Genomic DNA, 14,042 nt, shown 5'->3' with positions numbered 1-14,042 from the left:
TGACACTGATTCCGGTTTGACGATGATTATAGTCGCGCAGGTTGACCTACACTTGGATCAATGCATCGGCTGAAGGAGACACAGGCCTTCGACCGATCGACTCCTCCACACCCGGTGAAAAACGATCATGCGATACCTCTCCCTCGATCAACGCAAAGACGCACTCATTCTCCTGGCGCGCGTACTGCTGATGGCGCTGTTCGTCTATTTTGGCTGGCAAAAGCTGACCGGCTTTTCCGGCACCGTGGCCTACATGACGTCGACGGGCGCGCCTGCCCCGACACTCTCCGCAATCATCGCGGTCGTCATGGAATTCGCTGTGGGCATCGCGATCGTCGTGGGCTTTTACACACGGCCGCTTGCGCTGCTCCTCGCGCTTTATACGCTCGGTACCGCCCTGATCGGCCACCACTTCTGGACCATGACAGGTATGGAGCAGTACGCGAACATGATCAACTTCTACAAGAACATCAGCATCATGGGCGGCCTGCTGCTTCTGAGCGTGACGGGTCCCGGGAAATACTCGTTCGACAGGAAATAACGGCGTAGCGCGGAAAGCGCGCATCGCTCTCAAGGGTTGGGGCGCACATCAGGCCCAAGAGAGCGATCGAGCCGCTATTTGCACGCTCCTTCACTGGTCCGCGACATAACGGCGCGCGGGCGTGCTCGTCGAAAGTTCCGGCAGCATTGCCTGACGCGCCGCTTCGAACGCGTGCCACTTCGCGCCGTCGTGCAGCGACGGAATCGTGACGAACTCGCCGCGATCGAAGCCTTCGAGTGCCGCATCGACCATGTCGCTCGCGGACATGACGATGGCTGGATCGAGATGATCGAGCGGCAAGCCGCCGGTCTGCCAGAAATCGGTGGCCGTGGCGCCGGGCAGCACCGCCTGCACCTTCACGCCCTTGCTGGCCAGCTCGTGATGCAGCGACTGGCTGAACGCGAGCACGAAGGCCTTGGTGCCGCCATAGACGCCGTTCAGGATCTCCGGTGCGATGCTGACGATCGACGCGATGTTGATGATCGCGCCCTTGCCACGCGCGACGAAGCCCGGCACCGCTGCGTACGCGAGGCGCGTGAGCGCGGTGACGTTCAGATCGATCATGCGCGTCATGGTGTCGACATCGCTGTCGAGCAGCGGAGTATGCGTACCAACGCCCGCGTTGTTCACGAGCAGCGTGATGCTCGCGTCTTCCCTCAGTTTCGCCTCCACCGTGGCGAGCGAAGCGCGGTCGTTGAGATCGGCGTCGATGACCTCGACGGACCGTCGCGTCGCGTTCGTGATGCGATCCGCGAGACTCAGAAGCCGGTCGCGGTTGCGCGCGACGAGAATCAGGTCGTAGCCGCGCGCCGCGAGCCGCTCGGCATAGACGGCGCCGATACCCGATGATGCGCCCGTAACGAGCGCCGTGCCCTGTTGTTCCTTCGTCATGATGTGCTCCATTCGATGGTTGATCGGTGATTACGTGGAGTCATTGTCGGCCGGATTGACGACGGCGCAAATGACATATAAGGTCGTGATTCAAGACATTGGCGCAGCGGGTGAAGAGCATGCATCGAATCGGATACTTATTGAGCGATGGATTCCAGGTGATGGCGCTCGCGTCGCAGTCGGTCTTCGAATACGCGAACCTGTCAGTTGGCGAGCCGTTTTACCGGATGGAGAACTATTCGGCGGAAGGCGGCGATGTGAGTTCTTCACTCGGCATGTCCGTCAGCACGAAGCGCCTCAGTGCGCGCATTGCGATCGACACGTGGATTGCGGCGGGCGTCAACGCGCCGCTCACCTCGCCTCCGTCCGCAGAGGTGCTCGCGTTCCTGCGTCGCGCGGCCAGCCGTGCGCGACGCATCGCCGGCATCTGCACGGGCGGTTTCGTGCTCGCCGAGGCGGGGCTCCTCGCGAACCGGCGCGCGACGACGCATTGGGCCTACGCGCGCGACATGACGAGCCGGTTTCGGGATGTGCGCGTCGAGGAAGATCGCATCTACATCGTCGATGGGCCGATCTGGACGTCGGCGGGCATGACGGCGGGGCTCGATCTTGCGCTCGCGATGGTCGAGAAAGATCTCGGCGCGGATATTGCGCGCTCGGTTGCGCGCAAACTCGTGATGCATCAGCGGCGCGCGGGCGGGCAGTCGCAGCATTCGGAAATGCTCGATCTCGCGCCGAAGTCGGACCGCGTCCAGGATGCGTTGAACCACGCGCGCAAGAACCTGAGCGCGCCGCTCACCGTCGAGGACCTCGCGAGCGCGGCGCATCTGAGCCCGCGGCAGTTCAGCCGCGTATTCACGCAGGAGACGGGACAATCGCCCGCGAAGGCGATCGAAGGGCTGCGGCTCGAGGCCGCGCGTCTGCTGATCGAGAAAAGCCGGCACTCGCTGGAAGTGATCGCGCAAGAGACCGGGTTTCGCGATCGCCGGCACATGCGCGAAGCGTTCATGCGCGGGTTCGGCCTGCCGCCGCAGGAGGTGCGGCGTGAGGCGCGTTCGTGACTGAGCGACGCTTTTACGTCATCGCGTAGCAAACGTCAGCGTCGTTTGCGCGGCGCAGGTCGAGTCGACCGGCTGGGTCGGGTTATCGAGGAAGGCCGACATGATCGCGGGCGCGCACTTGGACTTGCCGAGCACCGAGTGGCCCGTGAACGGAAACGGCACGACTTGAGCGTTCTTGAGGTCCGGCGTGATCACGTCGACCCACTCGGGCGCGGTCGCGGCATCGAAGGAACCTTCGAGGACCAGCACCGGCACGTCGCTCACGATCCGGGCGCTCACCGACGGGTCCGCGCGGCCGACGTTCCACACCGGGCACTCGTAGAAAAGCCGTCCCTGTTTGGGCTGAATCTTCAGCACGCGATCCGGGAAGCCGGGAAGCGCCGCTTTCGCTTTCGCCAACGTCGCTGCCTCGGTGGTGAGATTGGCGCTCTCCGCGCAGAACACGTCGAGGGCCAGACCGGTGCCCCCGAGCCCGACGAACTCATGCGGGCCACGCAAGGCGAGATAGTCGGCTGCCACTGAGCCGGGATCGCCGCGCGCCATGTCGTCGATCATTTTGGGGACGCTGGAAGCGTCGCTTCGTTCGCTCGCCATGATCATCGTATAGGCGAAAGAGAACCCGTCGACGTTGACCGTCACCAGTGCGCCGGAATCGTCCTTGACTTGCGTGATCGCCGGCGTCTGGTCGAGGCGGTTGACCGTCGCGGTAAAGTCCGATGCCAGGTTCGGGTAAGCCTTGGCGCAGGTCGGCTGAGCGGCGCACGCGGCGAAAATCGCCTTGAACGAACTGGCCGGAGCCGTCCACCACAACTCGACGATGTTGACCGTGGGCGGCGAGACCGAATCGAGAACCACACTTCGGATGCCCTGCGGATGATCGCGCAGGATAGTCAGCGCGAGTCGCGATCCGTAGGAGACACCGTAGACGTTCCAGCTATCGATGCCGAGTGCCACGCGCAGGTCGGCGATGTCGGCGGCGTTCTCCGTGCTGTTGTACGCAGCGAGATCGACGCCGGTCGCGGCCAGTTGATCGTGGCACGCCTTGATCGCCGCGACGTCGGCGGCAGTGCTGGAATCGGACGCGAAGGGAACGCTCACTGCGTCGAACAGGAACTGCTCCCAGCCGGGGCACGGCAGCAGGGGATCGGCGCGATGCGTGCCGCGCTGGTCGACGAAGATAATGTCGCGCTCGGCGTTGAGTCCGTGCTGGACCATGAATGCGACCTCGAACGAGCCGGCGCCGCCGGGGCCGCCCGAGAGATAGACGACGGGGTCACGCCTGGGCGTCGCCGAGACTGCGGGGGCGCGCATTACGAAGATGCGGATACGGCGCCCGTCAGGCTTGGTGCGATTTTCGGGAACGGTGAGGTAGCCACACTGAACAGTCGGCGGAAAGTCGAGATCTGGGAAGCCCGCGATGTTCGGCTGGGGACAGGTGATGGTCTGGAAGGAGGCCGCAAGAGCGGGTGGGCCGTTCGAGCCGCCGCCTGAGCATGCGGTCATCAGGCACACGAGCGCGAGGCAAACCGCCGCGACAACCACGCAATGCTTTGCAGGTCTCGTCATGCTCGGCTCTCCCGTCATTCATGTCGAAGCTGCTGCATGGCAGCGAGGTGACATTCCTGCACTGGACGATAGGCACTATGCGGCGATAGTACAAGACATTCCGCAGGCCTGGTTCTCTCCTGATGAAAGGGGCGCATACTTGTCCGAGTTTGCATTTACACCTTGCGCGAACCATACTCGTTTTGTCTGTTGATAGTTTTTGGCCAACTGCGATGAACGGAAACGATTCTGCTAGTGACGCTCACGACCACCACCACCACGGCAGCGAGTTGTCGGAGATGGATCTGCGTGTGCGTGCCCTCGAGTCCCTGCTAGTAGAGAAGGGGTACGTCGATCCGCACGCGCTCGACATCCTCATCGAGACCTACGAGCACAAGGTCGGGCCGCACAATGGCGCGCGCGTCGTCGCGAAAGCGTGGCGTGATCCGGCGTACAGGCAATGGCTGCTCGACGACGCCACCGCAGCGATCGCATCGCTTGGCTACACTGGCCGGCAGGGCGAGCACATGGTCGCGCTGGAAAACACCCCCACCGTGCACAACATGGTGGTCTGCACGTTGTGCTCGTGTTATCCGTGGCCTGTGCTCGGGCTTCCGCCTGTCTGGTACAAATCGGCACCTTACCGGTCGCGTACCGTCATCGATCCTCGCGGCGTACTGAAGGAGTTCGGCTACGAATTGCCTGCGGAGGTCGAGTTTCGTGTGTGGGACTCCACGGCTGAAGTTCGCTACCTCGTGTTGCCGATGCAGCCGCCCGGAACCGAAGCGTTTTCCGAAGAGGCGCTGGCCGAACTTGTGACACGCGATTCGATGATTGGCACTGGATTGCCGAACACGCCGAAGCCCAAGCAGGAGACACCATGAACGGTGCGCAGGATCTCGGCGGAATGCAGGCGTTCGGTCCGGTTGCTCACGATGACGACGTCTCGCTCTTTCACGCGGACTGGGAGCGCAGAGTGCTCGCGGTCACGCTGGCGATGGGGGCGACAGGGAAGTGGAACATCGACATGGCACGCGCGGCGCGCGAGAGTTTACCGCCTGCGCAATACCTTTCCAGTACGTACTACGAGATCTGGTTCGAAGGCTTGAGGAAGCTCGTGCTGAGCACGGGGCTGGCGAGTGCCGATGAAATCGAGGCCGGCGAATCGAAATGTGACGCTGCGCAGGTTCCCCGAGTGTTGTTGGCCAAAGACGTAACGGCGGCGTTGCTGCGAGGCGGTCCCGTCAATCGAGCGGTGAGCGTGGAAGCGCGGTTCAGCATCGGCGATTCGGTGCAGACGCGGCAAATCAATCCATCCACACACACGCGTTTGCCGCGCTATTGCCGGGGCAAACGAGGACGCATCGTCGCCGTGCATGGCGCGCATGTCTTTCCCGATACGAACGCGCTCGGCCTCGGTGAACAACCGCAATGGCTCTACACGGTGCGCTTCGACGGCGCTGAGCTCTGGGGCGCCGATACGACGGCGGCTTCAGTTTGCGTTGACTGTTGGGAACCGTATCTGATCGAGGCGCAATGAACCTGCCCGAATTGCGTGCCGCATTGCCGGCACTGCCATGTGACGATGCGGGGCCAGTTTTCAAAGCACCGTGGGAAGCGCAGGCGTTCGCCATGACGCTGGCGCTGTACGAGCGCGGCTTGTTCACGTGGACGGAATGGGCGACGTGCCTGAATCAGGCAATCCGCGACGCGCAGGCCGCTGGCGATTCGGACCGCGGCGATACTTACTATCGTCATTGGCTCACCGCGCTGGAGCGCATCAGCACGATCAAGGGACTCGTGACCGACGACTCGCTTGTGCACCTCCGCGATGCGTGGGACAGAGCGGCGCGCAGAACGCCGCACGGGCAGCCGATCGAACTCGAGCGATGAGCCCTTCGCGTCAAGTCGACGATGCTATTTAGGGTTGCCCCGATCGTCTGTATCAAAGGTCTGCGACTGAAATGCGATGAAGAACGCACGCCACCCGTTCCCGGGATACTCGATGATCAAAGCGCCGTCCTGAAAGACGCCGTTATCCGCCTTGTACTTCCCACTGTTGCCCTGGTTCATATGGATGTCGTGAACGCCGTTGCCGGGCACGAACGAGAAGTATTGGTCGGGATTGCCATCTTCGGGCCCCCACCGTGAACCGAACGCATAAATCGACGACCCTTCGAGCCGCATTGCATCCAGCACGGCAGTCTCCAGCGTGTCCTTGAGGTCATTGTTCGCGCCAGGTTTGTCAGGTGGAAGCGGCTTCATCGCGGCCGTATCCACGAGTCCGCTGCGCACGAAGTCGATAGCCAGTCCGCCGGGCGCGGACACGAGCGTCGAAAAGCCGGCACCAAGCGCGCTTAAGCCCTTCGTGAAGGTTTGGGGAAGAGAGGTAGTCGTCTCGAAGAGCACGATCGAAGGGGCCTTCGGAGCTGATGACTTGACGTTGACCGCGACACGGAAAGCGGTGTCATCGCCTTGAACGAGAATTTGGTAGTGGTCGTCGTCGGCGTCGCGCAGGTGTCCACGGACGGTGCCTTTCAGAACCCCGTATTGAATGGCCATGGAAATCTCCCAGGTCTTTGAAGCACGATTGCTTTCGGCATCGAACCGTACTCCGGTTTGATGCCGGCTGCAACCGTGGGAGCTTACGTTTGCCTCACTGTCCTACCCGTCTTTCAAGCGAATCACGTAGCTTTCATTTTGATAGTGGATGTTCGTCACTCAGACTGATTGGCGTGACGCAAAGCAATGCGCCACGCCGACTCACAAGTCACCGATGCGCAGCACTTTGCAAGTGTCTGCCGGCCGAGAGCAATCGCCGCTCGGCGGAATAACCACTCCTACAACTTCGATCCGTGCCGTGGCGATGATGCCGCTGCGTGGTCACGACCGTGTCGTTCATTTCCGGCTTGACGGAGCCGGCTCTTATGTTCCCGCTAGTAGTGGGTCCCTTCGCATCTCCAGGCGCTTGATGAAGTCAAGCGCGCGATTCATGACGACAGCGCTAATTCCCATTAAAGGAGACGAACATGAAACGCAATCGCGTCACCGTTTTGTCAGCATTCGCTAGCGCGCTTCTATTGCTTGGCGGCGAAGCACAAGCCACGGAAAGATGCTCGAGCGAGACATTGAGAGGCGCATACGCGTTTAGCGCTGCAGGAGAAATCTTGGGGATAGTGGATGGCTCAGGAACCGTCCATCCGTTTGAAAATCCGTCGATCCTCAACGACGTCGCGATCCTGTCATTCGACGGCGTAGGGCATTTTCAAAGAACCGATTTCGGGAATATCAACGGCGTCCCCAAGGGAAGCGATTTCAACCCAATGCAAAGCGGCGACTACACGGTGAACTCCAATTGCACCGGCACCATGACCATCAAGTACCCGAGCGGCGTGGAGCTCGACTTGAAGATGGTCATCGGCGGCGGCGGGACTATTGTCAAAGCCCTTATCGCCGTGGAGACCGTGCCTTCGTCTACGCCCGCCAAAGACAAATACCCGTGCGACAAGGGGTGTCGCCAGGCTGTGCAAGTGAGCTTCGACGGAAAAAGGTCTTTGCATATCACGACCATCACGAGTGACCACACGACCGCAGCGGATCGCGTACTTCCGCTGCGGTCGCGTCAACCGGTAAAACGAGCAAGCTGGCGGAAGCCGGCGGTAGTTCGGCGCAAAAAGCCTATCGCTGATGGTTGCGTGGTGTCCTCGACAGCAGCAATATCGCGGGAATCGATGAATAACAATATTCATCGCGCAGAGCATGAGTCGGGCCAGTTCATCAGACTGATCACCCCGTGGAGGCTTCCCGATGCGCGAGATTTCGTACGAAGAACAAACAGTCAAATCGGGAAATCCGCTCGCGCGCTTCGCGCATCGAACTCGCATGACGATGGCGATCGGCCTCGTCACCCAATCCTGCGCGAAGAGCGGCACGGTCGTCGATTTCGGCGCCGGGCCGGGCCTCTTTCTGCACGAACTCGGCGAAGCGCGCCCGGACGTGACGCTCGTCGGCCACGATCCGTACATGGCGCCGACGTTTCCCGAAGTGGAGTATGCCGAATCCCTCGACACGGTCGAAGCGCAGAGCGTCGACGTGCTGACCGCGTTCGAGGTCTGCGAACATCTCTATTCGAGCGAACTCGATGCATTGCTCGACGATGCCGCGCGCATCCTGAAACCGAGCGGCGCATTCATTCTCTCGGTGCCGATCATGTATGGCCTCGCGATCGCGCCGAAGGTCTCGAACTGGATGATTCGCAGCCACTCATTCAAGTCGGAATATTCGCCGGCGGAATTGCTCAAAGCGATGGTCGGCATCCCAGTTAGCCGCCCGCAGAATCCGCGCACGACGCACAAGGGTTTCGATTTTCGCGAGCTGCGGAAAATCGTCAGCCAGCGCTTCGTGATCGATGCCGTGCATTGAGTCCGATGCCGCATACGCCGTGGTGGCTGTCCTCGCAATACTTCATGATCTGCCGGCCGCAAGCCGGGTTTGCGGCGGGGCGCTCCTGAATTAGGCGCTTCATGTAATTGCAAAAAACACCATCGCGCAGCGCTTGCCATTTTCAGGCGCAGGTATCACTCTCCGAGAGTCATGTATTTTCGCGAGCGCGATGGAGCATGCAATGAGATCCGTCGTCGCTACTCACGATCCGGAGCGGCAACTGCTGCCGTTTCGCGAATCACTGCTCGCCATGCTCGGCATTGCGTTCGTCACGATGCTCGTTGCATTGGACCAGACGATCGTCGGCACGGCGTTGCCTCGCATCGTTGCTGATCTGAAGGGTTTCGATTTATATACGTGGGTCGCGACGTCGTACATGCTCGCGTCCGTCATCACGATTCCGATCTTCGGGCGCCTCGGCGATCTGTTCGGCCGCAAGCCCTTTCTCGTCGCGGCAATTGCGCTGTTCACGCTGGCCTCCATCCTTTGCGGACTTGCCGTCAACATGCTGTCGCTCGTGATCGCGCGCGGATTGCAGGGGATAGGCGGCGGCATACTCATCGGCACCGTGTTCGCGACCGTGGCCGACCTCTTCCCCGATCCGAAGCTGCGGTTGCGCTGGCTGATGTTCGTCACGTCGTCGTTCGGCATCGCGAACGTGATCGGCCCGACGCTCGGCGGCATGCTCACGCAGATGCAAGGCTGGCGGCTCGTGTTCTTCGTCAACGTACCCGTGGGCATCGTCTCGCTGCTGTTCGTTCAGATGTTCGTGCCGAAGTTGCGTCCTCGAATTGCACGAAGCGGCGCGATACAACTCGACTGGCTCGGCGCATGCGTCGTCGCGGTGGTGTTCGGCGCCTTGCAACTGCTGATCGAGCTGTTGCCGAGAGAGGGCATCAGCCGCACGACGATCCTGTTGTTCACGATCACATTGGTCTGCGGCATGACGCTGTACTTCTGGGAAAAGCGCATGGGCTATCCGGTCGTACCCGTCGACGTGCTGCTCGACCGCAAGCTCGCCGCGCTGTTTGCGATATCGGTCCTCGGCGGCTTCGCGCTCTTCTCGATGGTCTTTTACGTGCCCTTGCTGTTCCAGGGCGGCTTCGGCATGTCACCGCACGAATCGGGCATGCTGATCACGCCGTTGCTGCTCGGCACGTCGGTTGGCAGCGTGCTCAACAACCGCATCGTCACGCGTATTCGTCGTGCGAACAGGCTGCTGTACATCGGCTTTGCGCTGTGTGTCATCGGCTGTCTTTCGCTCGTTTCGCTCACCGGCCACGAACCGCATCCGGTCTGGATGGCCTGCATGGGCGCGAGCGGACTTGGTCTCGGTCTCGTCGCGACGAACCTGACGATCTGCTCGCAACAGATCGTCGCGCGCGATCATATTGGCGCGGTGACGGCGTTGCTGCAATCGCTGCGCATCTTCGGCGGCATACTCGGCACCGCGATCACGGGTGCGCTCCTGGGGCATCTCTACGCGGGGAGCGTGCATCGCTCGCTCGATTCGTATCAGGCGACGCAGTGGCTCAAGTCGTTTGCGAGCCCGGACTTGTTGATCGACCGCGCCGAGCAGTCCGCGTTGATCGAGAGGCTGGTCAGCGCCGGTCATGAAGGCGACGCGATGATGCACTCGGCTCGCGACGCGCTTGTCGTGTCGATTCATATCGGCCTTGTGGTCGCCGCGATGGCCGCGTTCGTCGGCTTGTGCCTCGCGTGGTTCGTGCCCGCCGTGCAGGTCGTGCATGGCGAAGCCGAAGGGCGCGTCACGTGAGTATCCGCGCACGACCTGTCCTTGGCGTCATTGCGTCGCTGCTCGTCATCGTCGCTGCGCTCTTCATTCCGCTGCCGCGCAGCCCGGTGCTCGATACGCATATCGTCACCTCAGCCTCGATCCAGCGTGCGCCTTCGACCGTATTCGACTTCGTCACGACGCCGGTTCACTGGCCCGCGTGGCACCCGTCGTCGCTTGCAGTAAGCGGGCAGACTGATCATTCGCTCGATGTCGGCGAACAGGTGATCGAGGATTTTCGCGTGGCAGGCAGACGCGGACAGGTCGTGTGGACCGTCATCACGCGCGAGTATCCCGTGAAGTGGTCGATAGCCGGGACGATCGACGGTCGCGCGGCTGGCACGGTCACTTATACGCTCATGCCAGAGGCGCGCGGCACGCGCTTCGTGCGCGAGTTCACGTATGGCGCGCCGTCGCTGTGGTTCGCGTTCGTCAACGCGATCGTGCTGCGGCGGAAGATCCAGTCGGAGTCCGACGAAGCCGTTGAGCGGTTGAGGAGCTTGCTCGAGAACGCGCCGTCGGGCAGGAGCGGGCCGGTCGCCGAGGATCAACGCAGTCGCATTCAATGAAGTGAACGAGCCGATTGTGCCGATCCAGGTTCACCGCCAAGTGTCCGCGGTGTGACGGAGCCGCGGACATCCCCGGAAGCCTGACGATCGCGCCCGGCAGGACGGCGAGCACGCCGGCGACCTCTCGCTGAGGTGCGGGGAAATCGCAACTGGCGTATCGAGGGCGACGCTTCACGCGCTCGCGGTGTTGGCCTGATCGAATGCAAATGTAAAGTTTTCCGCTTTCCCGCCGATAGAACACCAGGAAGCACGCGCCGTGCATCGATGCGGAGCGGCTTCCGAAGCTGAGTCGAGGCGCAGAAGAAACAGTCGCAAAGACTGTTACGAGAAGTAGAGAGAGAGGGCCGATGACTGGTGTCTATAACCCGCTGCTGGTTTGCCTGTCGCTGGTGGTCGCATTCCTTGCGTCCTATACGGCGGTGGAACTGTCCGGCGGCCTGAATGCGCTCGCGAGCGCGAAACGGCGGCCGCTGTGGCTCGCCGGCGGCGCGGTGTCGATGGGCGTCGGGATCTGGTCGATGCACTTCATCGGCATGCTCGCGTTCTCATTGCCGATCGCGGTCGGCTACGACTTCACCATCACCGCGGCGTCGCTGTTGCTTGCGATCTGCGTGTCGTTCATCGCGCTCGCCACAGCAAGCCGCGGCGCGTTGTCATTGAGGCGCTTGTGCGTCGCCGGCACGATCATGGGCGTCGGCGTGGCCGCGATGCACTATACCGGCATGCACGCCATGCAGATGGCGCCGGAAATCGAGTACACCATGTGGAGGGTGGCGCTCTCGGTGGGCGTGGCGATCGTCGCTTCGATAGCGGCGCTCTGGCTCGCGTTCACGCTGCGCACGCCGGGCGCCGAGAACCTCGTTTTCAAGCGGCTCGCTGCGGCAATCGTCATGGCGATCGCGATCACCGGCATGCACTATTTCGGCATGAGTGCGGCCAATTTCACCGCAGGCAGCGTGTGTCTGTCCGGTGAGAAGCTCGATGCGAACTGGCTTGCGCTCGTCGTCACGGCGACGTCGTTCACGGTCCTGGTCGGCACGCTCGCGTTGCTCGGTTTTCATACGAGCAGCCTCTCCATCTCGCTCAGGCGCGCGAACCGGCAACTGCACTATCTCGGCACGCACGATGCCTTGACGAAGCTGCCGAACCGTCAGCACCTATCCTCGCGCATCGCGCGGGCGGTCGACGAATGCGCGCGGTAGGACGCGACGTTCGCCGTGCTCTTCATCGACCTCGACGGCTTCAAGGCGATCAACGATTCGCTCGGCCACGGCGTCGGCGACGACTTGCTGCAAGTATGTGCGGAACGTCTGCGTCAGGACTTGCGCCATACCGACATGGTTGCGCGGCTCGGCGGCGATGAATTCGTGATCGTGGCCGAGAACCTGGCGGATGCGTCGTCTGCTGTTGCGATAGCGAATGGCGTGTTGCAGCGGCTTGCGCAGGAGATCGTCGTCAACGGATTGCCGTTGCGCGTGAGCGCAAGCATCGGCATCGCGTTCTATCCTTGCGACGGCGGCAATGCCGATGAACTGCTGCATAGCGCGGACGCCGCGATGTATGCCGCGAAGCAAAGCGGGCGCAACACGTTTCGCGAGTTCGAGCCGCAGATGAACCACACCGCGCTCAAGTCGCTGATCCTGCAGCGCGATCTGCATCGCGCGTTGAGCGACGACGAGCTGAGCGTGTCGTTTCAGCCGAAGTTCGGAGTGGCATCGCAATCGGTGACGGGCGTCGAGGCGCTGGTTCGCTGGCGCCATCCTGAACTCGGCGACATTCCGCCGCTCGAATTCATTCCTATCGCGGAACGCTCGGGGCTGATCATCTCGATCGGGGATTGGGTGTTGCGCGAGGTCTGCCGCAACATCGCGCTATGGGACGCGCAAGGGCTGCCGGCGATTTCAGTCGCGGTGAATCTTTCGCCGATTCAGTTCAACGTGCCGGACCTGGTGGACCGCATCGATGCGCTAATCGAAGAGGCGGGCGTCGATCCGTGTCGGCTGATGTTCGAGATCACCGAGACGACGGCGATGCAGAATATCGAGAACACGAGCCGCACGATCGAGGCGCTGCAGGGGCGAGGATATACGGTTGCCGTTGATGATTTCGGCACGGGGTATTCGAGCCTTGGATATTTGCAGCGCTTCAGGTTCGATCAGATCAAGATCGACGGTTCTTTCATGCGCGATCTCGATGCTTCGGGTCATCGTGGGAATGCGTTGCTGGCAGCGGTTGTGACGCTTGCGAGGGCGCTGCAGATCGAGGTGGTGGCGGAGGGGGTCGAGACGGAGTCGCAGTTTCAAACGCTCAGCGAACTGGCCTGCGATCAGATGCAGGGTTTCTTGTTGAGCAGGCCGTTGCCGGCGGGGGAGGTCGTTGCGTTTTTGAGGGCGGCGGCGGATAGGGTTGTGGTCGGGCAAGGCTCGTACGCAGTGTCGGCGGGATGAGGGCGGGGCCGCCGATGCGATTTCGGGTGACGGTCGGTGATCGGGAGGAAGGCTGGGTTCGGCCAGCTTGCCGTCATTCGCCGTCCCAGCCAGACGTTCATCCAGGCGTCTGCTTCGCTCAAACATCGGACGTCCGCGCGTGATAATGCGCGTTGGCTCGTCGGCTTCTGCAGCGATTCACATTGGATCACCTACACACCTCGATTATGGGCCGGTCCGCGGTCAAGGCGATTGCCCGATTCGACCGGCTGCGCCCGGTCGCGGAGGCGCAACTGTCACGTTGTCCAATACTATTGGTTGACTCGCATACGGCGCCCGTGACGCTGCCGCCTGCAGTAACTTTCCTGGGTGCCCAGAACGGCTCAGGCAAGCATGTTCGCCTGTAGTCGGATGCATCTCGATTCGCGTGCGGCTGGGCGAAGACGACGCAGATTCTTGTAGGAGTTCATATCCGGTCCCGTGATCCGACGCGTCGCGAGCGGAAAAACGCTTCCACTGTTGTGCGTGCGGTCACTCGTCGACTACTCCGAAGGCCTCAATTTGCTGCATCACTTATTGGTGAGCTTCTGCTGCCGCCTTATTTGCGTCGGTAGCACGAAGTACCTTCCAGAGATCTTTTTCCCTCGTACTCCTTCCTCGCGTTTCACGGACGCATCGTAAGAAAACGACTTAAGGCTGTGCTGAAGAAGCGGGGGTTTTCACGGGATCGTCGTTGCTGATTCCACGATGCGAGAATGGCGACGCGCTCGC

At 61.8% G+C, this 14,042-nt stretch carries 13 protein-coding genes; 10 read left to right on the top strand and 3 right to left on the bottom strand.

Annotation, left to right across the window (positions count from 1 at the left end; genetic code table 11):
- The first annotated feature begins 127 nt into the window (after positions 1-127).
- Positions 128-541 (top strand): DoxX family protein, encoded by a 414-nt coding sequence (locus AWB67_RS19525; RefSeq protein WP_087657878.1) that lies wholly within the window; start codon positions 128-130, stop codon positions 539-541.
- Positions 542-631: 90 nt separating this feature from the next.
- Here the strand turns inward: AWB67_RS19525 and AWB67_RS19520 are convergent, their stop codons facing one another.
- A complete protein-coding gene (locus AWB67_RS19520; protein WP_087657877.1) occupies positions 632-1,432 on the bottom strand; it encodes an SDR family NAD(P)-dependent oxidoreductase in 801 nt (266 codons plus the stop codon).
- A 119-nt stretch (positions 1,433-1,551) separates the two neighbouring features.
- Here AWB67_RS19520 and AWB67_RS19515 point away from each other — a divergent pair, with 119 nt between their 5' ends.
- Positions 1,552-2,493: a GlxA family transcriptional regulator gene (locus tag AWB67_RS19515; protein ID WP_087657940.1), complete on the top strand. Its 942-nt coding sequence runs from the start codon at positions 1,552-1,554 to the stop codon at positions 2,491-2,493.
- Between the two features lie 18 nt (positions 2,494-2,511).
- Here the strand turns inward: AWB67_RS19515 and AWB67_RS19510 are convergent, their stop codons facing one another.
- Positions 2,512-4,059, bottom strand: coding sequence for an alpha/beta fold hydrolase (locus AWB67_RS19510; RefSeq protein ID WP_159964876.1), 1,548 nt, complete (start codon positions 4,057-4,059; stop codon positions 2,512-2,514).
- A gap of 212 nt (positions 4,060-4,271) precedes the next feature.
- Here AWB67_RS19510 and nthA point away from each other — a divergent pair, with 212 nt between their 5' ends.
- From nthA to AWB67_RS19495, 3 genes are read left to right on the top strand one after another with little or no spacing between them, the layout of a single operon-like run.
- Positions 4,272-4,922 (top strand): nitrile hydratase subunit alpha, encoded by a 651-nt coding sequence (gene nthA / locus AWB67_RS19505; RefSeq protein ID WP_087657875.1) that lies wholly within the window; start codon positions 4,272-4,274, stop codon positions 4,920-4,922.
- Entirely contained in the window at positions 4,919-5,578 is a 660-nt protein-coding gene (gene nthB / locus AWB67_RS19500; protein WP_087657874.1) for a nitrile hydratase subunit beta, read from the top strand. Before nthA ends, nthB begins: the two co-directional genes overlap by 4 nt.
- The gene (locus AWB67_RS19495; protein ID WP_087657873.1) at positions 5,575-5,931 is read left to right on the top strand and encodes a nitrile hydratase accessory protein; all 357 of its coding nucleotides are present in this window, start codon (positions 5,575-5,577) and stop codon (positions 5,929-5,931) included. Before nthB ends, AWB67_RS19495 begins: the two co-directional genes overlap by 4 nt.
- Positions 5,932-5,955: 24 nt before the next feature.
- Here AWB67_RS19495 and AWB67_RS19490 read toward each other — a convergent pair whose 3' ends face one another.
- Entirely contained in the window at positions 5,956-6,600 is a 645-nt protein-coding gene (locus AWB67_RS19490) for a YukJ family protein (RefSeq protein ID WP_087657872.1), read from the bottom strand.
- Positions 6,601-7,845: 1,245 nt separating this feature from the next.
- Here AWB67_RS19490 and AWB67_RS19480 point away from each other — a divergent pair.
- From AWB67_RS19480 to AWB67_RS43170, 5 genes are all read left to right on the top strand, one after another.
- On the top strand, positions 7,846-8,460 hold the full coding sequence (locus AWB67_RS19480; protein WP_235025220.1) for a class I SAM-dependent methyltransferase: 615 nt from the start codon (positions 7,846-7,848) through the stop codon (positions 8,458-8,460).
- Positions 8,461-8,662: 202 nt separating this feature from the next.
- Positions 8,663-10,258 carry an MFS transporter gene (locus AWB67_RS19475; protein WP_087657871.1) on the top strand — a complete coding sequence of 532 codons (1,596 nt, stop codon included), beginning with the start codon at positions 8,663-8,665 and terminating at the stop codon, positions 10,256-10,258.
- The gene (locus AWB67_RS19470) at positions 10,255-10,845 is read left to right on the top strand and encodes an SRPBCC family protein (protein WP_087657870.1); all 591 of its coding nucleotides are present in this window, start codon (positions 10,255-10,257) and stop codon (positions 10,843-10,845) included. The genes AWB67_RS19475 and AWB67_RS19470 overlap by 4 nt, the downstream gene beginning before the upstream one ends.
- Positions 10,846-11,192: 347 nt before the next feature.
- The gene (locus AWB67_RS43175) at positions 11,193-12,047 is read left to right on the top strand and encodes an MHYT domain-containing protein (RefSeq protein ID WP_327366161.1); all 855 of its coding nucleotides are present in this window, start codon (positions 11,193-11,195) and stop codon (positions 12,045-12,047) included.
- A gap of 15 nt (positions 12,048-12,062) precedes the next feature.
- On the top strand, positions 12,063-13,292 hold the full coding sequence (locus AWB67_RS43170) for a putative bifunctional diguanylate cyclase/phosphodiesterase (RefSeq protein ID WP_327366159.1): 1,230 nt from the start codon (positions 12,063-12,065) through the stop codon (positions 13,290-13,292).
- Positions 13,293-14,042 lie beyond the last annotated feature (750 nt).

The organism is Caballeronia terrestris, assembly GCF_001544515.1.
GTDB lineage: Bacteria > Pseudomonadota > Gammaproteobacteria > Burkholderiales > Burkholderiaceae > Caballeronia > Caballeronia terrestris.
This window is presented reverse-complemented; position numbering and strand designations above follow the sequence as displayed.